The organism is Natrinema sp. CGMCC1.2065 (assembly GCF_051225675.1).
GTDB lineage: Archaea > Halobacteriota > Halobacteria > Halobacteriales > Natrialbaceae > Natrinema > Natrinema thermotolerans.
Genome location: NZ_JBPJSJ010000020.1, coordinates 41712 through 57765 on the forward strand (window position 1 = coordinate 41712; position 16054 = coordinate 57765).

Below are 16054 nucleotides of genomic sequence, written 5' to 3' on the forward strand. Positions count from 1 at the left end.
GGCGCTGCTTCCCTTCGTTCCACCAGTCCCGTTCCGAGCCCATCCCGTCGATCGATGTCGACCTGCACCCGACACCGACTGTGCAACGCGTCGCCGACACCCACGGCTGGCAGGTGACGATTACCGAAAGCGAGGCCGTCGGGGCCCGGTTCGAGTTCGCGCGCGGCGGGTAGGGACCGGAGCGACACCGCCGTCAGCGGATGTTCGTCACGTACGTCTGATCGTGATCGGGGAAGTAGTCCGCGATCGCCGCCCGCCCCTCCTCCTCGGCGATGAGCGCCCGGAGTTCCGCCTCGTAGTCGGCCCGATCGATCTCCTCGCTCGGACCGGCCGTCACGTCCAGTCGGTCGTCGACGAGCCGGTCGACGGCCGAGCGACCGAAGCCCGACAGCGGGGCGATGTAATCGATGTCGTGGCGGTCCTCGAGGCTCTGGGCCTGTGCCCGCGAGACGGTCGGCACGCGGTCGTCCCGGCGGGTGCCGTCGGCGATGGCGTCGAACTCCCGTGTCGCCAGTCGCTCCAAGGCATGCTGGTGGACGTGCTGGATGCCGTTTCGCGGGAACCCGTCCTCGCGGATGCGATCGACGGCTTCGCGGGCGACGTCGGGATCACACTCGAGGCGTTCGAAGGCAAAGCCCGCGGACTCGGCCGTCTCGCGGGCGTGTTGCCAGTCGTCGCTGATCCCGAAGTGGGCCGTCAGTAGCGTCACGTCGTAGAACTCCTCGAGCAAGAGTGCGGCCAGCGTCGAGTCCTTGCCGCCGCTGTAGAGCAGTCCGAGCTCCATCACCGGCGCTGGATGTCGAAGCTCTGGGAGTCGGGTTTCAGCTCCTTGAGGAGCTGTTTCATCTTGTCGTCGTCGATCTTCCCCTGAATGCGGCCGCTACGGGCGAGGCTGATGACCTGGCGCTCGACCTGCTCGCCGAACTGGGGCTTGCTCATCTTGACGGTGTTGAGCCGCTTGCGGGCGTCGTCGGTCAGGTGCTGGCGCAACACGGCCTTCTTCTGGGCTTCGGCCTGCTGCTGGGCCGCCTCCTGACCGCCCTCGCCCTGTTGGGCCTCGGCCCGGTCCTGTAGCTGCTCCATTTTCTTCTGTCGGAGCTCCTCGAGTTTCTCCTCGTCCGGTGAGCCACTCATCGTTATCCCGTACTTGTCCGGCAGGCGGGAAAATGATTACGGACGACGGAGGGAGGACTCTGGGCGCTGCAAGCGGCACGAAAACGGTTCAACGGCGTTTCGCGATCAGGCGTAGCGCTCGAGTTCCGGGCGGTCGAGTTCCTCGAGGACCTCGTCGGCGGTCTCGTCGAGCAGGCTTCGGCCGTCGGCGGTAATGCGGCGACCCTCACCCTCGGCGGTCTCGACGAGGTCTTCCTCCTCGAGCTGCTGGAGGATGGTCCGGATGAGGTTCTTCGAGCCGTCGGTTCGCTTCGCGGGCGCGACCTGATAGCGGTTCGAGCCGCCCTTCGCGCCGCCGTACTCCGTCGAAAGTCGCTCGACGCCGATCGGGCCGCGGTCGGCGACCTTGCGCAGGAGGCTGGCCGCGCGGGTGGCCCAGAAGTCGTCCTGCTCGGGCGGCAGTTCGTTGGCGACGCCGCTCTTGGCGAATTTGCCCCAGTCCGGTTCCTCGAGTCGGTCCGCGAGATCGTCGGCGAGCGCCTCGATGAGGTCGTCCGCCGGAACGTCGTACATCGTAGCCATTGGCGTGTGATTTCCGTCCGCGGCATTTAAGACCATCGTATCGTGCCGATCCGGCCGGCCCGGACCGCTTTTCGCCCTCGAGTCGAAACGGGGGGTATGGACGAACGCGCCGCCCTCCGACTGCTCGAGGGGGAACTCGCGGCGGCCGGCGACGACGCGGCCGTCGTCGACGGACTGGTCGTGACGACGGACATGCTGCACGATCGAACCGACTTTCCGGACGGCACGACCCGGTATACCGCCGGCTGGCGCGCTATCGGCGCGTCGCTGTCGGACGTCGCCGCGATGGGTGCCGAGGCGACGGCCGCGGTCGCAGCCTACGCCGCACCGACCTTCGAACGGGACGAACTGCTCGCCTTCGTTCGTGGCGCGAGCGAAATCTGCGACCACGTCGACGCCGAATACGTCGGCGGCGACCTCGACGGCCACGACGAGTTCACGACGGCGACGACCGCGATCGGCCGCGCCGACGATCCCGTCCGCCGGTCGGGGGCCCGCCCCGGCGACCGCGTCTGCGTGACCGGCACCCTCGGCCGCAGCGCAGCCGCGCTCGAGTTGTTCGATCGGGGCCACACCGAGCGGGCGAACGAACTGTTTCGGTTTCGCCCACGGATCGCGGCCGGTCGAGCCCTCGCCCCGCACGCGAGCGCGATGATGGACTCGAGCGATGGGCTGGCCCGCTCGCTGCATCAACTGGCCGAAGCGAGCGATTGCGGCTTCGAGATCGAGTCGGCGGCGGTCCCGATCGACGACGCCGTCCACGAGGTCGCAAACGGTGACGCCGACGCACTCGAGCGCGCGACGACCTTCGGCGAGGACTTCGAACTCGTCGCGACCGTACCCGAGGAGTCGCTGTCGGCGGTCCGGTCGGCGACCGACGTCCCGCTGTCGGTCCTCGGGACGGTTCGGGAGCGCGACCACGGGATCAGTATGGACGGCGAACGGCTGGCGGACCGGGGTTACACGCACGGGTAGGCGCCGGCGACTGACGGCGACGGCTCAGCCGATGACCATCACCGGAACCGGCATGAAACAGAGCAAGCCGAGCCCGAACGTGACGACGCCGAGGACGGTCCGGCCGGTACCGAGGCGGTCGTCCCGGATCGGCGTCGCTGCCCCCGCCGACGCGAACACCGTCGTCAGCAGCCCCCAGATGATCCAGACCGAGACCGCGTTCACCGTGTACTCCTGGACGTAGTAGAGATAGCCCGCGAGGACGAACAGCGCACCGGGGACGAGCGCGGCCACGGTGTCGTGGAACTCGCCGGTCATCGCCCGCAAAATGTGGCCGCCGTCGAGTTGGCCGACCGGGATCAGGTTCAGAAACGTGACGAACATCCCGACCCACGCGCCGATGACGACCGGGTTCACGCCCGTCGTCGGGTCGTCGCGATACAGCGGCTGGTCGAACGCCGCCGCGAGCAACTCGAGCAGCGGGGGGTACCCGAGTTCGATCCGGACCGCGTCGGGGTTCTGGAGCAGCGCCGGATCGACGGTCACGGGCGGCAGGTGGAGCCCGATCACGCTCACGACGACCGTCGCGACCAGCCCCGCGAGCGGCCCGGCCACGCCGATATCGAACAGCGCCTTCCGGTCGGGCATCCGGCCTTTCATCCTGATGACTGCGCCCATCGTCCCGATGAGCGTCGGGATCGGAATGAAGTAGGGCAGCGAGGCCTCGACCCGGTGGTACCGACTCATGACGTAATGGCCCATCTCGTGAACCATGAGAACGCCGAGGATCGCCAGCGAGAACGGCCACGCGTGGAGGAGATCGGTCGGGTTCGCGAACGGGTCGAGCGCCGGATACCACCACCACGAGCCGACGAACAGCGTTGAGGCGACCGTCGCCAGCAACAGCACGACGTTCGTCCAGGGGATCCCGTCGATGCCGCGGGTCGCCGGCTCGGCGACGAGAACGTACTCGCCGTGGCGGCGTTCGAACTCGAGGTCGTAGCCCCGGTCGTTGAACGTCGGCCAGAGGTCGCGCATGACCCGCTCGGGGTGGGTCAGCGGGTCGCCGTAGTACACTATCTGATCGTCCTCGCGCCGGACTTCGTAGACTGCAAACACCGACTCGATCCGATCGATCGGCGGTCCGTCCGCGGGGGAACGGCCGTTACGTTCCGTGCCGTCGAAGCCGGACCGGTCGCCGTCGTCCATCATCCGTGGTTCGACTTGGGGCCGTATAAAACGACTGTCGTCGGCAGCCGAGTCCGTTTCTCGTGGGTTGGACGTGGCTATCGGCGAGCGGATAGGGATATGGCTGTCGTCGGGAAAACGAGTACGAACCGCGTCGTCGGTAAACGCGTCAACGTGTTCGGAACGTCGTGCCGGATAGCGTCGGTGGCGCGTCGGCACGCGGGAGCGGACTGCGGGGACGGGCGGACCGGTCGAGCGTCGGTACGGCGTTACGCGGGAGCGACACGCCACGTCGTCGCGCTCGTGTACGACCACTTCTCGATCTCGAGGTCGCTGACCGAGTCGGAGAGCTTGACCATCAACGCGCCGATCTCTTTGGGCGACATCCCGACGTCGTCCGCGATGAACTTGCCTTTGAAGTACAGCTCGCCGTCTTCGGCACGTTCGCGCAGGTAGCGTTTCAGGCGGCGTTCCTTGCTTTCCGTGGAGGGTTGGGCTGTCGTACTCATCGACGATTCTCCCTTGTGGCGGCGACCCGTTATAAAGAAGGGTTGGTTAGCCCCGTTTCGATTGTGTTCAGCTATCCGGAGGGTAATAGACGTTTTATGTTCGGTAATAGAACTATTATCGAGCCGCTCAGATCCCGTTAGACGTTTTAAAACCGATTCTAACATATTATCTTCGGCTCGATAGACATGGTGAGTTCAATGTCGTCTTTCCCGACCGTTTCGCCCGTTCAGCCCGGTCGGTGAACGACGGGAACGATCACGATCGCTCGTGGACCCAGAACTCGTCCTCGACCGTGACCTCCTTCTTGAACAGCGGGACTTCGTCTTTCAACCGGTTGATCCCGTCCTCGACGGTCCGGAACGCCTCCCCGCGGTGACCGGCCAGCACGACGACGAACACGATGTCCTCGCCGTCCTCGACGATCCCGGTTCGGTGGTAGAGTTCGACCGCGAAGACGCCGTCCCGCGACTCGAGGTCGGCCTCGAGGGCGGCCAAGCGCTCGTCGGCGACGCCCTCGTACTTCTCGAACTCGAGGTACTGCGTGCGCGCGTCGTCCGCACTGTCTTTCGCTCGGACGCGGCCGGTAAACGTCGCGATCGCACCCGCACGGTCGGCCGCCGGCGACGCCTTGACTCGGGCGACCAGCGACTCGAGGGTGCGGTGGGGCTCGGCCGCCTCGAGGTCGTCGACCAGCGCCGCGAGGTCAAGGCCGGCGGGCCCCTCGACGGTCGCCAGCACCTCGCCGGCGGCCTCGCGGTCGGACCCGTCGCCGCCGACGAGGACCGAGGGGTACTGCAGCGAGGGGACGCCGACGACGACCGCGTACTCGCAGTCGGTCGCCAGCCGGTCGAGGGCGTCGCGGACGCCCATCCCCGTCCCCGAAGCGGTCCAGTCGCCGTCGACACCGAGGTCGTAGGTGACGTCGCCGCCGCGCGTCGCCGACTCGCGCACCTGCGTCCCGTCGGCGATCGTCGCGTCGTATCTGACGACCCCGACCCGCCCCCGCTCGGAGAGCCGGTCGACGACCCGATCGACGACCGCCTCGAGCGCGTCGCCGTCGGCTCCCGCGTCGCGAACACCGAGTACGTGCATGGCTAGACTGTGGGTAGGTCGGGGTTTGTAGCTGTCGACGAAAGCCCCGCGGCCGGGGGTCGTCGCGGTCAGGACACGGTGCCTCGAGCCGTCGAACGCTGGTCCGGAATTTTGGGTCTCGGTCGCGAACGATTCGTATGGCGCTCCGAATCGGCGTCACCGGTGACGTCATGCTCGGGCGGCTCGTCGACGAGCGCCAGCGGAGCCGCCCGGTCGATGCCGTCTGGGGCACCGTCCTCGAGCGGCTCCGCGGACTGGACGGGCTGGTGTGCAACCTCGAGTGCGTCCTCTCGACGCGGGGTCGGGAGTGGCAGCGAACTCACCGTCCGTTTCACTTTCGGGCCGACCCCGACTGGGCGGTCCCGGCGCTCGAGCGCGCGGGCGTCGACGGCTGTGCGCTGGCGAACAACCACGTCCTCGACTACGGGGAGACCGGGTTACGGGATACCCTCGCCGCGCTCGACGACACCGGGATCGCCCGCACGGGTGCGGGTGAGACGCTCGACGAAGCGCTCGAGCCGGCGGTGCTGACGATCCCCGACTCCGAGGCAAGCGACGGGGGCAACGACGGGCTCGACCTCGCGGTCGTCTCGTTTACCGACAACACGCCCGAATACGCCGCCGACGCGGACTCACCGGGAACGGCCCGGATCGAGATCGACGTCGACGATCCGGAGACGCGACGGCTCGTCCGGGACGCCCTCGAGCGCGCACGCGAACGTGACCCCGATGTACTGGTGGCCTCGCTACACTGGGGGCCGAACATGGTGACGGAACCGCCGGACTCTTTCAGGGACTTCGGTCACTGGCTCGTCGAGAACGGCGTCGATCTCGTCCACGGGCACAGTGCCCACGTCTTGCAGGGGATCGAGGTCTACGAGGGGGCCCCGATCTGCTACGATACGGGTGATTTCGTGGACGACTACAGGATCGACGAGGAGTTGCACAACGACCGCAGTTTCCTGTTCGTTCTGCGTGCGACGCCCGAGGGTGGGGTTCGCGACCTCCGGTTGTATCCCACCGAAATCGACGGCTGTGCGGTCCACGAGGCGAACCCGGACGCGGCCGCGTGGGCCCGAGATCGGATACGCGAACTGTCCGACCCGTTCGGGACCGAGTTCGAGCGCGAAGGCGACGGACTCGTCCTGTCGCTCGAGCGGTGAGTCGCGGCGGCGACTGGCTCGAGCGGTGTGTCACCACGCCGTCCGGGCAGTTGACAACCCTTAAGATAGCAACTCCGCTACACCGGGGTAGTATGAAAGTGGTCGTCTCCATCGGCGGGAGCGTACTCGTCCCCGAGCCGGGCGCGGATCGGGTGGCCGAGCACGCCGCCGTCATCGAGGATCTCATCAGCGAAGGCTGTCGGATCGGGGCCGTCGTCGGGGGCGGCGGCGTCGCCCGCGAATACATCGGAGCCGCTCGCGACCTCGGGGCCAACGAGATCGAACTCGACCAGCTCGGGATCGACGTCACCCGACTCAACGCACGCCTGCTCATCGCCGCACTCAGCGAAGAGTCGGTGACAGCGCCCGCACTTGACTACGAGGAGGCAAGCGAGGCGCTGCGCCGGGACGACATCTGTATCATGGGCGGGGTCGCGCCGGCCCAGACGACCGACGCGGTCGGGGCCGCCCTCGCGGAGTACATCGACGCCGATCTGCTGATCTACGCCACGAGCGTCCCCGGCGTCTACAGCGCCGACCCCAACGAGGACGACGACGCGACCAAGCACGACCGGCTCTCGGCGACGGAGCTGGTCGACGCCATCGCCGGCCTCGAGATGAACGCCGGTGCCTCCGCGCCCGTAGACCTGCTGGCGGCGAAGATCATCGAGCGCTCGGGAATGCGGACGATCGTCCTCGACGGCACCGATCCGGACCGGATCGCCCGCGCCGTTCGGGACGGCGATCACGAGGGGACCGACATCGTCCCCGACGGTGCCGGCGCGGAACCGACCTACTGGGCGGCCGACGAGCAATGAGTGCCGACGGCGACGCCGACGAGGAGACCGGCGACGCGGCGGCGTCTGACGCGATCAGTCCCTACACGCTCCAGAGCGAGGAGGCAAGCGAGACGCGCCACGCGTTCTGGGCCGACACGGTCGCGGACCGCATCGAAGCGCGCGATCCCGACGAGCCGATCGTCGTCAAGGGCGGCATCTCACCGTCCGGCGTTCCTCATCTGGGCAACGTCAACGAGATCATGCGGGGGTACTTCGTCGCCGAGGTGCTTCGGGACCGCGGCCACGAGGTCCGACAGGTCTTCACCGCCGACGACCGCGACCCGCTCCGGGGGCTGCCCCGGACCCTCTGTGACCTCGAGGGCAACCTCGTCGATCTCGGCGAGGTCGACGCCGGTGCGCTCGGCCGGAACCTCGGCGCGCCCTACACCGATATCCCGGACCCCTTCGGCTGCTGTGACTCCTACGGCGACCACTTCGCGACGATCATCCAGGACAGCGCCGACGCACTCGACGTGCCGATCGAACTGGTCTCGAACACCGAGCTGTACGAGTCCGGCGAGTTCGAGGCCGTGACCCGGTTCGTCCTCGAACACCGCGAGCGGGCGAGCGAGGTCCTCTCGACGTACCAAGACAAAGTCGACGCGGACGGCGACTACGTCCCCTTCAACCCGATCTGTGAGGAGTGTGGGAAAGTCACCGAGACGGTGACGAGCATCGATCTGGCCGGTGACGAACCGACCGTCGACTACCGCTGTACCGACATGGAGGCCGGCGACCAGACGATCGACGGCTGCGGCCACGAGGGTACCGCCACGCTGCGGGAGGGGAAGCTCCCGTGGCGCTTCGAGTGGCCCGGCCAGTGGCAGCTGCTGGGCGTCGACTTCGAGCCCTTCGGAAAGGACCACGCCGAAGGCTCGTGGCCGAGTGGCCAAGACGTCGCCCGCAACGTCCTCGAAATCGAGCCCCCTGTGCCGATGGTCTACGAGTGGTTTACCCTCGACGGCGAGCCCTTCTCCTCCTCGGCCGGCAACGTCATTCTCGTCTCGGACGTCCTGGAACTGCTCGAGCCGGAAGTCCTGCGGTACTTCTTCGTGAAGGATCCCGTGAAGGCACGCGACTTCAGCATCGAACACCTCGACCAGCTGGTCGACGAGTTCGACCGGATCGAGGCGATCTATTTCGACGAGATCGAGGCCGACGAGGACGAGCGGGCATTCGCCGAGCGGGTCTACCCCTTCATTGTCGAAGAGCCCCGCGAGGAGCGAATCCGGCTGCCCTACACCTTCGCCGCGGTACTCGGGATGTTCGACGATCCCGACCTGCGCGAGGACGTCGCTCGCAAAGAAGGCCACATTCCCGACGATGCGCCCGAGTGGGCCGTCGAGGAAGCCCTGGATCGGGTCGAGCAGGCCCGCAACTGGGCACGGCGTACCGGCAACGAGTTCGACTACGAACTCAAACGGACGGCGATCCCGGACCACGACTTCGACGCGGCGACCGAGGACGCGCTGGCGGAGTTGGCCGACTTCATCGAAGCGGGCCACGAGCCCGACGAGATCCAGGGCGAGATCTACGAGACCGCAAAGCGCCACGACGTCGATGTCGGCGACTTCTTCGCGGCGGGCTACCGGCTGTTCTTCGACGAGGACCAGGGGCCGAAGCTCGGTCCGTTCCTCGCGAAGGTCGACCGGGAGTTCGTCGTCGCGCGGCTCCGGCGGGAGCGCTAGGACAGACAAAAGCCATTTGAGAACGCCCGCCCGAGATAGTACCGATGGATCACGGTTCCCTCGGTTTCGTCTCGCCCCCTGCAATATACGGCTCCGAACTCCTCACGTGGGTCCTGATCGGTCTCCTCTGCTACTGGGCCGCGATCGTCGGCCTGCGAAACGCGGGCCGGCTGCCGGACTACGTCGGCACGCAGGGACCGATCCTCACCCTCCATACCAAACGCGGTCGTGCCCTCCTCGACCGCCTCGCTCGCCCCAAACGGTTCTGGCGGGCGTGGTCGAACCTCGGCGTCGGCATCGCGCTGGTCGTGATGATCGGGATGTTCGTGTTCCTCCTACAGGCGGCGATCACCGCACTCTCGACGCCGGAGATGGCGACATCCGCCGTTCGACAGCCGCGAAACGTCCTCGTAATTCCCGGCGTCAACGACTTCCTCCCGCTGTCTGCCACGCCCGGGATCGTCTTCGGGCTGCTCGTCGGCCTCGTCGTCCACGAGGGCGGCCACGGCCTGCTCTGTCGCGTCGAGGACATCGACATCGACTCGATGGGGATCGCGATGCTTGCCGTCCTGCCGGTCGGCGCGTTCGTCGAGCCCGATCAGGAGAGCAGCAAGTCTGCCTCCCGCGGCGGCCAGACCCGGATGTTCGCCGCCGGCGTCACGAACAACTTCGCGATCACGCTGCTTGCCTTCGCCCTGCTTTTCGGCCCCGTCGTCGGCTCGATCGGCGTCGCCTCCGGGGCCGCCGTCGGCGGCGTGGCACCCGACTCCCCCGCCGCCGACGCCGGGATCGAACCCAACGACCGCATCACGGCGATCAACGGCACCGCAGTCGGGGGCAACGACGACCTCGCGGACCGCCTCGAGGCGACAAGCGGCGAGCAGATCGCGATCGAACTCAACGGCGAGGAGACGGAGACCGTCGACCGATCCCTGCTCGTGACCGCGGCGATCGACGACGGCCCGACCGGCCTCTCGACCGGCGACGAGATCCGCGCCGTCGACGGGCAAACGATCGCGACCGAACGCGGCTTCTTCGACGCCGTCGGCGAGAACGAGCGCGTGAACCTGACGATCGACCCTGCCGACGGCGGCGACCGCGTCGAGCGCGAGGTGACCGTCGGGGCCGCCGTCTCGGTCGTCGAAGACGAACCACTCGAGGCCGAGACCGGGCCGACCGACGAGACGATGGTCATCACCCGGTTCGACGGCGAACGGGTCCACAGCTACGCGGAGTTGGCCGACCTGCTCGAGGACACCGAGCCCGGACAGGAGGTCGCGGTCGCGGGCTACATCGGTGACGAACGGGGAAGCTACGAGGTGACCCTCGACGAGCATCCGCGATCCGACAGCGGGTTCCTCGGCATTCAGCCGTACCAGGGAACGTCCGGCGTGGCGGTCAGCGACATCGGGGTCCAGCTCTATCCCGCCGACGAGTACCTGGGGCTGCTCGGCGGCGATGGCGACACGCGGTTCGGACCGATTACCGACACGTTCCTCGGGAAGGTGGGGCTCGCAATCCTGCTGCCGGTGATGGGCGTCAGCGGCGCGCTGCCGTTCAACTTCGCCGGCTTCACCGGTGGGATCCAGAACTTCTACGAGGCACAGGGGCTCCTGGGCGCGTTCGGCGACGGGACCGTCTTCCTGCTGGCGAATCTGCTGTTCTGGACCGGCTGGATCAACCTCCAGCTTGGCTTTTTCAACTGCATTCCGGCGTTCCCGCTGGACGGTGGCCACATCCTCCGGACGAGTACCGAGGCGATCATCTCGCGGCTCCCGATCGAGGCGACCCGTGGGATGGTCCGGGTCGTGACGACGACGGTCGGCGTGACGATGCTCGTGAGCTTCCTCCTGTTGCTGTTCGGGCCGCAGTTGGTCTCGGGGTAGCGAACGACCGTCAGGCCCGCGACGTCACTCCTCGTACTCGACGCCGTGGCGCTCGTAGAACTCCTCGGGCGTCGCCTCGAGGCGTTCGAAATCGGTATCGAAGTAGTGTTCGTAGTGGCGGACGACCTGTTCGACGACCCAGCGGCTGAACGCCTCGTCGAAGTGCCACTCACCCTCCATTGGGGGGATGTCGAACCGATCGTCCGTCGAGAAGGCGGCATAGACGTGGAAAAAGCCAAGAATGACGTCCGCGAAGTCACGGGCCTTCTCCGCGCCCGTTTCGCGCCGCTCCTCGAGTTCCGCCCGGCCCTCGGCGGTCAGTTCGAAGTACTTTCGGTCGGGTTCGTCCTCGCGTTCGATGCGCTCGGCCCAGCCCTTGTCCTCGAACTTATAGAGGATGGGGTAGACCGAGCCGTAGGATGGCTCCCAGTGACCGCCGCTGATCTCACAGATCTCCTTCAAGATCTCGTATCCGTACCGTGGTTTCTCCGCGAGAAGCTCGAGGACGAGATAGGCGATGAGTCCTTTCGGCGGGCCACTTTTCCGCATGTGTCTCGGGGATAAAACGGACGGCGCTAAAGGGTTTCGGTCACGCCGAGTTCCGACGGTGCAGGTTCGGTACCGGTTGATCTGGCGGCGGCGGTCGGGGCCGAAACTGTCAACCGAAATCCGGTCCTTCTTGAGCGCCCGGTTCCAACCCGCAACTATGGAACGACGGCGACCACCGCAGACCGAAGAAGGCTGGTACGTTCTCCACGATTTCCGGTCGATCGACTGGGACGCCTGGCGGGCCGCCCCGGAGCGGCGACGCGAACGGGCCATCGAGGAAGGCATCGACTACCTCGAGGCCAGCGAGGCCGTCGACGACGCCGACGAGGGCGATTCGGCGACGTTCGCCGTCCTCGGCCACAAGGCCGACCTGCTCGTCCTCCATCTCCGTCCCACCCTCGGCGACATCGACGCGCTCGAGCGGCGGTTCGAACACACTGCGCTCGCGGAGTTCACCGAGCGAGCCGACTCCTACGTGTCGGTCACGGAGGTCTCGGGCTACATGTCCGAGGACTACTTCGACGAGGACAGCGAGGTCGAAGACGCCGGCCTCGAGCGCTACATCGAGTCCCGGCTCAAACCCGAGATTCCCGACAGCGAGTTCCTGAGCTTCTACCCGATGAGCAAGCGCCGCGGGCCGGACCACAACTGGTACGAACTGCCCTTCGACGAGCGGGCGGACTACCTCGCGAACCACGGCGAGATCGGCAAGGACTACGCCGGCCGCGTCACCCAGATCATCACCGGTAGCGTCGGGCTCGACGACTTCGAGTGGGGCGTGACCCTGTTCGGTGACGACCCGACCGACGTCAAGGAACTGCTCTACGAGATGCGCTTCGATCCCTCGAGTTCCCGCTTCGCCGAGTTCGGCCGGTTCCTCTCGGCACGGCGGTTCCCGCCGGCGGACCTCGGGGCCTTCCTCGCCGGCGACCGCGTGCCGGCCGAGGGCGAGACGTCCCACCCTCACGCCAGCGGTGACGCCGAGGGACACCACGGCGGCTCCGACGGACATCATCACGGCGACGAGTCGGGATCGGGCCACGGCGACGAGAGCGGCGGCGTCCGCGATGAACTCGAGGACGAGGGCATCTACGCGGGCCAGCCCCACGGCGAGGACGTCCACGCAGTCGTCCTCTACTCGGCGGCCGACTCCGACGAGCTGTTCGCGGAGGTCGACGGCTACCGGGAGAACTTCGACCACTACGACACCCACGTGAAGACGGCGGTCTACGAGCCCCAGGATACGAACAGTGAAACCGCCGTCGTCAGCCTCTGGGACACCGAACGGGCCGCGAACACGGCCGCCGGATTCCTCGCCGAGTTACCCGAAGTCGTCCGACAGGCCGGTGACGACGAGGACGACTCGTGGGGGACGATGGGGATGTTCTACACCGTCAAACCGGACCACCGCGGGGACTTCGTCGAAACCTTCGACGACGTCGGTGGCGTCCTCGCCGACATGGACGGCCACCGCAAGACCGACCTGCTGGTCAACCGCGAGGACGAAAACGACATGTTCATCGCCAGCCGCTGGGACTCCCGGGACGACGCCATGACGTTCTTCCGGAGCGACGCCTTCTCCGAGACCGTCGAGTTCGGGCGGGACGTCCTCGCGGACCGGCCACGACACGTCTTCCTGGCCTGAGACGGACCCCAGTCGTCTCCGCCAGGACGGCCCGTCATAGGTGTGGGACAGTCTCACCGGTACCGACACGGGTTGATCGGTCCCGTTCATAAGGCGGATCGATGAGTACGACCCAGGAGTCGTTGCCACGACGAACGTGGGAGCAGTATCGCTCGATTCCGATCATCTACCGTATTGCGGTCGCGTTCGTCCTCGGGACCGCACTCGGGGCCATCGCCGGCGAACGCGCTGCCGTTCTCAGTCCGCTTGGCGATCTCTTCTTGCGGCTGCTCGAGATGCTGATCATCCCGTTGATCGTCTTTACGCTGCTTGGTGGGATGCGCGAGTTGACGCCGTCGAAACTCGGGAAGGTCGGCGGGCTGACCGTCGCACTCTATGCCGCGACGACGACGATCGCGGCCCTGATCGGGCTCGCAGTCGCGAACCTGTTCGATCCCGGAACGGCCGTGGAGTTCACCGGTGGCGAGGCCCAGCAGGCCGAACCGCCGTCGGTCTCCGAGGTCGTCCTCGGTATCGTCCCCGAGAATCCGCTGGCCGCGATGGTCAACGGCGAGATTCTGGCGACGATCTTCGTCGTCATCGTCTTCGGGTTGGCGTTGACGATCGTCCGCGAATCGACGACCGAGGAGCCGATCGCGGACGCGATCGACGGCTTCTTCGCGTTTATCGACGCCGGCACGCAGGCGCTGTTCACGATCGTCTGGGGCGTCATGGAGTACGGCGTCGTCGGCGTCTTCGCGCTCATGGCCGCCGCGATCGGGACCGAAGGCCTGGGCGCGATCGTGCAACTGGGCGCGCTCGTCGGCGTCATCGCGATCGGCATCGCGATCCACATGACCGTCACCTACCTGGGCGTGATGACCGTCGGTATCCTCGGCCAGTCGCCGCTTTCGTTTCTCAACGGCGCGAAAGACGCGATGGTGACGGCCTTTACGATCCGTTCCTCGAGCGGGACGCTGCCGGTGACGATCACCGACGCGGAAACGAACCTGCGCATCGACGAGTCGGTCTACGGCTTCGGCCTCCCGCTCGGGGCGACGATCAACATGGACGGGGCGGCGATCAGACAGGCCGTCACGGTGGTCTTCGCCGCGAACATGGTCGGCGTGTCGCTCGGTCTCGGCGATCAGTTGATCGTCCTCGCGACCGTGATCCTGATCAGTATCGGCACCGCCGGGGTCCCCGGGGCCGGACTCATCATGCTGACCGTCATTCTGAACGCCGTCGGACTCCCCCTCGAGATCGTCGGCTTCGTCGCGGGCGTCGACCCGATCCTCGGCCGGATCGCGACGACGAACAACGTCACCGGCGACCTCGCGGTCGCGTCGGTCGTCGGCAAGTGGACCGACGGGATCGATCTCACGGAGGGTGTCTGGGCCGACGGCTCGCAAGCCAGTGGCGACGGCGAGGACAGCGTCGCAGCCGGTGACTGATCAGGGACTCGAGTCCGCCGACTCGTCGTAGAAGAAGTAGGCGGCGATCCCGGCCAGACCGAACGCGAGCGTCACGAAGGGCCACTTGCCGGGATCACGGCCGGTCAGGTGGCCGTGGGCGGTCACGAAGATCGCGAAGCCGACGTGAGCGACCAGCGTCGCCGCGAGAAACGCCTGTGGTTCCATTACCGGGTACTTCGACGCGGCGGTCAAAGCCGTTACGAAGCAACAGGAACGGCCACGTCAAGGGCGGTACCGTGGCCGGGAGGGCGGCTCACCGCACTCGCGGTGAGTCGCCCGACTCGGGGGAGGGCAGGCCGCCGCCCGATACCGACCGCGAGTGAGTGTCGACGGCACGAACGAGCGGACCGACGACTGCTGTGAGCGAGGACTGGAAGGACGAGCGAACGGAAAGAGGAGTGTTTTTGATCGAAATTTTACCGAGGGGCATCGCGAGCGAGGCGCTGTTCGCCTCGCTCGCGATAGACCGCAGCGTAAAATTTCGTTAGTCGAAATCGTGATCCGGGTCGTCCTCGACTTTCCGCTTCATCGAGTCGCGTCGTGCCTTGGCGTCACGGCCGGTCGCCTCGAGCAGGAAGTCGTTCTTGATGTCGACGGCGTCGGCCGCGGCCTCGAGTTCGTCGGGGCCGAGTTCGGTGGGGTCGCGCTCGTTGAACTCGACGCCGAGTTTGTCCTTCTTGCCGGAGTACTCGACGGCACCGACGACGATCTTCTCGAAGACCGGGTTGTCCGGCTCGTCGATGAGGTAGAGGTCGCTGCCCTTGTACTCCTCGGTGCCGGTGATCGGGCCGAAGTAGTCCTCGACCGTCGACTCCATATCCGGAATGCGCTCCTCGAGATATTCACCGCGACGCATCTTGTACTCCTTCATGGATTGGGAGAAACACGGCGGCGCGTTTACCTCTTTTCATAGCCAACGATTCGATCCGCTGACCTGTCAGGGATCGCTCGAACGGCGGTATCACGGACACGAGACCCGTGACCGTCGCGGTTGCACCGGGAAATCGGGATACCGGTCGTATCAACGCCGCTCGCGTTCGCTGAGATATCCCTTCCGGCAGTCGGGACAGATGTCGCCGGCCCGCAACGAGCCCCGATCGCCGGCGGCGACGTACTCACACCGGGGGCAGTAGAACTCGGTCGGCACGTCCTCGCCGGGACCGCTGTCGCCCTCGGCGGGCGTCGGGACCGACTCGGCTCGCTCGATGCCGGTCCCCGGTTCCGACGCGACGTCGGCGGCAGCCTCGGTCGCGTCCTGCGTCGGCGGCTCGGCAGTCACGGAGCGGGCGTCGGCAGGGGCCTCGGCGGCGTCAGCACCGCCGACGGGGTCGTCCGGCTCGTCGTCGAGGAGGACGGCGTCGTCCTCGATCGCGGCCGGATCGACCTCGGCA

General features: G+C 67.0%; 16 protein-coding genes and 1 pseudogene. 7 read left to right on the top strand and 10 right to left on the bottom strand.

Annotated elements, in window-relative coordinates; genetic code table 11:
- Positions 1-193 precede the first annotated feature (193 nt).
- From ACSBP4_RS16850 to ACSBP4_RS16860, 3 genes are all read right to left on the bottom strand, one after another.
- Positions 194-784 carry a DUF7411 family protein gene (locus ACSBP4_RS16850; protein WP_435552914.1) on the bottom strand — a complete coding sequence of 197 codons (591 nt, stop codon included), beginning with the start codon at positions 782-784 and terminating at the stop codon, positions 194-196.
- Positions 784-1134 (bottom strand): DNA-binding protein, encoded by a 351-nt coding sequence (locus ACSBP4_RS16855; RefSeq protein WP_006180225.1) that lies wholly within the window; start codon positions 1132-1134, stop codon positions 784-786. Before ACSBP4_RS16855 ends, ACSBP4_RS16850 begins: the two co-directional genes overlap by 1 nt.
- A 105-nt stretch (positions 1135-1239) precedes the next feature.
- Positions 1240-1695 (bottom strand): 30S ribosomal protein S19e, encoded by a 456-nt coding sequence (locus tag ACSBP4_RS16860; RefSeq protein ID WP_006180226.1) that lies wholly within the window; start codon positions 1693-1695, stop codon positions 1240-1242.
- A 96-nt stretch (positions 1696-1791) separates the two neighbouring features.
- Between ACSBP4_RS16860 and thiL the strand changes: the two genes are divergently transcribed.
- Entirely contained in the window at positions 1792-2670 is an 879-nt protein-coding gene (gene thiL, locus ACSBP4_RS16865) for a thiamine-phosphate kinase (protein WP_435552915.1), read from the top strand.
- Between the two features lie 24 nt (positions 2671-2694).
- Here the strand turns inward: thiL and ACSBP4_RS16870 are convergent, their stop codons facing one another.
- From ACSBP4_RS16870 to ACSBP4_RS16880, 3 genes are all read right to left on the bottom strand, one after another.
- Positions 2695-3858 (bottom strand): site-2 protease family protein, encoded by a 1164-nt coding sequence (locus ACSBP4_RS16870; RefSeq protein WP_049905365.1) that lies wholly within the window; start codon positions 3856-3858, stop codon positions 2695-2697.
- A gap of 248 nt (positions 3859-4106) precedes the next feature.
- Entirely contained in the window at positions 4107-4346 is a 240-nt protein-coding gene (locus ACSBP4_RS16875) for a DUF7123 family protein (RefSeq protein ID WP_006180229.1), read from the bottom strand.
- A gap of 256 nt (positions 4347-4602) precedes the next feature.
- Positions 4603-5439 carry a molybdopterin synthase gene (locus ACSBP4_RS16880; protein WP_435552916.1) on the bottom strand — a complete coding sequence of 279 codons (837 nt, stop codon included), beginning with the start codon at positions 5437-5439 and terminating at the stop codon, positions 4603-4605.
- Positions 5440-5576: 137 nt separating this feature from the next.
- Between ACSBP4_RS16880 and ACSBP4_RS16885 the strand changes: the two genes are divergently transcribed.
- The 4 genes from ACSBP4_RS16885 (at position 5577) to ACSBP4_RS16900 (ending at position 11015) form a co-directional block, all read left to right on the top strand.
- Positions 5577-6602, top strand: coding sequence for a CapA family protein (locus ACSBP4_RS16885; protein ID WP_435552917.1), 1026 nt, complete (start codon positions 5577-5579; stop codon positions 6600-6602).
- Positions 6603-6694: 92 nt separating this feature from the next.
- A complete protein-coding gene (gene pyrH / locus ACSBP4_RS16890) occupies positions 6695-7420 on the top strand; it encodes a UMP kinase (protein WP_006647940.1) in 726 nt (241 codons plus the stop codon).
- A complete protein-coding gene (gene lysS, locus ACSBP4_RS16895; RefSeq protein ID WP_435552918.1) occupies positions 7417-9129 on the top strand; it encodes a lysine--tRNA ligase in 1713 nt (570 codons plus the stop codon). Before pyrH ends, lysS begins: the two co-directional genes overlap by 4 nt.
- A gap of 44 nt (positions 9130-9173) precedes the next feature.
- Positions 9174-11015 (top strand): site-2 protease family protein, encoded by a 1842-nt coding sequence (locus ACSBP4_RS16900; RefSeq protein WP_435552919.1) that lies wholly within the window; start codon positions 9174-9176, stop codon positions 11013-11015.
- Between the two features lie 24 nt (positions 11016-11039).
- On the opposite strand, the gene ACSBP4_RS16905 is transcribed toward ACSBP4_RS16900, so the two are convergent.
- Complete coding sequence (locus ACSBP4_RS16905; protein WP_006647944.1) at positions 11040-11564, bottom strand: PadR family transcriptional regulator; 525 nt, start codon at positions 11562-11564, stop codon at positions 11040-11042.
- A 157-nt stretch (positions 11565-11721) separates the two neighbouring features.
- Between ACSBP4_RS16905 and ACSBP4_RS16910 the strand changes: the two genes are divergently transcribed.
- Together ACSBP4_RS16910 and ACSBP4_RS16915 are read left to right on the top strand one after the other, a co-directional pair.
- Positions 11722-13209, top strand: a complete 1488-nt coding sequence (locus ACSBP4_RS16910) for a heme-binding protein (protein WP_435552920.1) — start codon at positions 11722-11724, stop codon at positions 13207-13209.
- A gap of 101 nt (positions 13210-13310) precedes the next feature.
- A complete protein-coding gene (locus ACSBP4_RS16915; protein ID WP_006647946.1) occupies positions 13311-14642 on the top strand; it encodes a dicarboxylate/amino acid:cation symporter in 1332 nt (443 codons plus the stop codon).
- Here ACSBP4_RS16915 and ACSBP4_RS16920 read toward each other — a convergent pair whose 3' ends face one another.
- The 3 genes and pseudogenes from ACSBP4_RS16920 to ACSBP4_RS16930 all read right to left on the bottom strand — a co-directional run.
- A complete protein-coding gene (locus tag ACSBP4_RS16920) occupies positions 14643-14828 on the bottom strand; it encodes a hypothetical protein (RefSeq protein WP_006647947.1) in 186 nt (61 codons plus the stop codon).
- Between the two features lie 319 nt (positions 14829-15147).
- A complete protein-coding gene (locus ACSBP4_RS16925; RefSeq protein ID WP_006180240.1) occupies positions 15148-15534 on the bottom strand; it encodes a DUF5611 family protein in 387 nt (128 codons plus the stop codon).
- Between the two features lie 150 nt (positions 15535-15684).
- Positions 15685-16054, bottom strand: a pseudogene (locus tag ACSBP4_RS16930) (DUF7093 family protein); the annotation flags it as partial.

Coding starts and splice junctions, on each gene's coding strand:
- ACSBP4_RS16850 (WP_435552914.1), bottom strand. CDS start 784: ATGGAGCTCGGACTGCTCTACAGCGGCGGCAAGGACTCGACGCTGGCC.
- ACSBP4_RS16855 (WP_006180225.1), bottom strand. CDS start 1,134: ATGAGTGGCTCACCGGACGAGGAGAAACTCGAGGAGCTCCGACAGAAG.
- ACSBP4_RS16860 (WP_006180226.1), bottom strand. CDS start 1,695: ATGGCTACGATGTACGACGTTCCGGCGGACGACCTCATCGAGGCGCTC.
- thiL (WP_435552915.1), top strand. CDS start 1,792: ATGGACGAACGCGCCGCCCTCCGACTGCTCGAGGGGGAACTCGCGGCG.
- ACSBP4_RS16870 (WP_049905365.1), bottom strand. CDS start 3,858: ATGGACGACGGCGACCGGTCCGGCTTCGACGGCACGGAACGTAACGGC.
- ACSBP4_RS16875 (WP_006180229.1), bottom strand. CDS start 4,346: ATGAGTACGACAGCCCAACCCTCCACGGAAAGCAAGGAACGCCGCCTG.
- ACSBP4_RS16880 (WP_435552916.1), bottom strand. CDS start 5,439: ATGCACGTACTCGGTGTTCGCGACGCGGGAGCCGACGGCGACGCGCTC.
- ACSBP4_RS16885 (WP_435552917.1), top strand. CDS start 5,577: ATGGCGCTCCGAATCGGCGTCACCGGTGACGTCATGCTCGGGCGGCTC.
- pyrH (WP_006647940.1), top strand. CDS start 6,695: ATGAAAGTGGTCGTCTCCATCGGCGGGAGCGTACTCGTCCCCGAGCCG.
- lysS (WP_435552918.1), top strand. CDS start 7,417: ATGAGTGCCGACGGCGACGCCGACGAGGAGACCGGCGACGCGGCGGCG.
- ACSBP4_RS16900 (WP_435552919.1), top strand. CDS start 9,174: ATGGATCACGGTTCCCTCGGTTTCGTCTCGCCCCCTGCAATATACGGC.
- ACSBP4_RS16905 (WP_006647944.1), bottom strand. CDS start 11,564: ATGCGGAAAAGTGGCCCGCCGAAAGGACTCATCGCCTATCTCGTCCTC.
- ACSBP4_RS16910 (WP_435552920.1), top strand. CDS start 11,722: ATGGAACGACGGCGACCACCGCAGACCGAAGAAGGCTGGTACGTTCTC.
- ACSBP4_RS16915 (WP_006647946.1), top strand. CDS start 13,311: ATGAGTACGACCCAGGAGTCGTTGCCACGACGAACGTGGGAGCAGTAT.
- ACSBP4_RS16920 (WP_006647947.1), bottom strand. CDS start 14,828: ATGGAACCACAGGCGTTTCTCGCGGCGACGCTGGTCGCTCACGTCGGC.
- ACSBP4_RS16925 (WP_006180240.1), bottom strand. CDS start 15,534: ATGAAGGAGTACAAGATGCGTCGCGGTGAATATCTCGAGGAGCGCATT.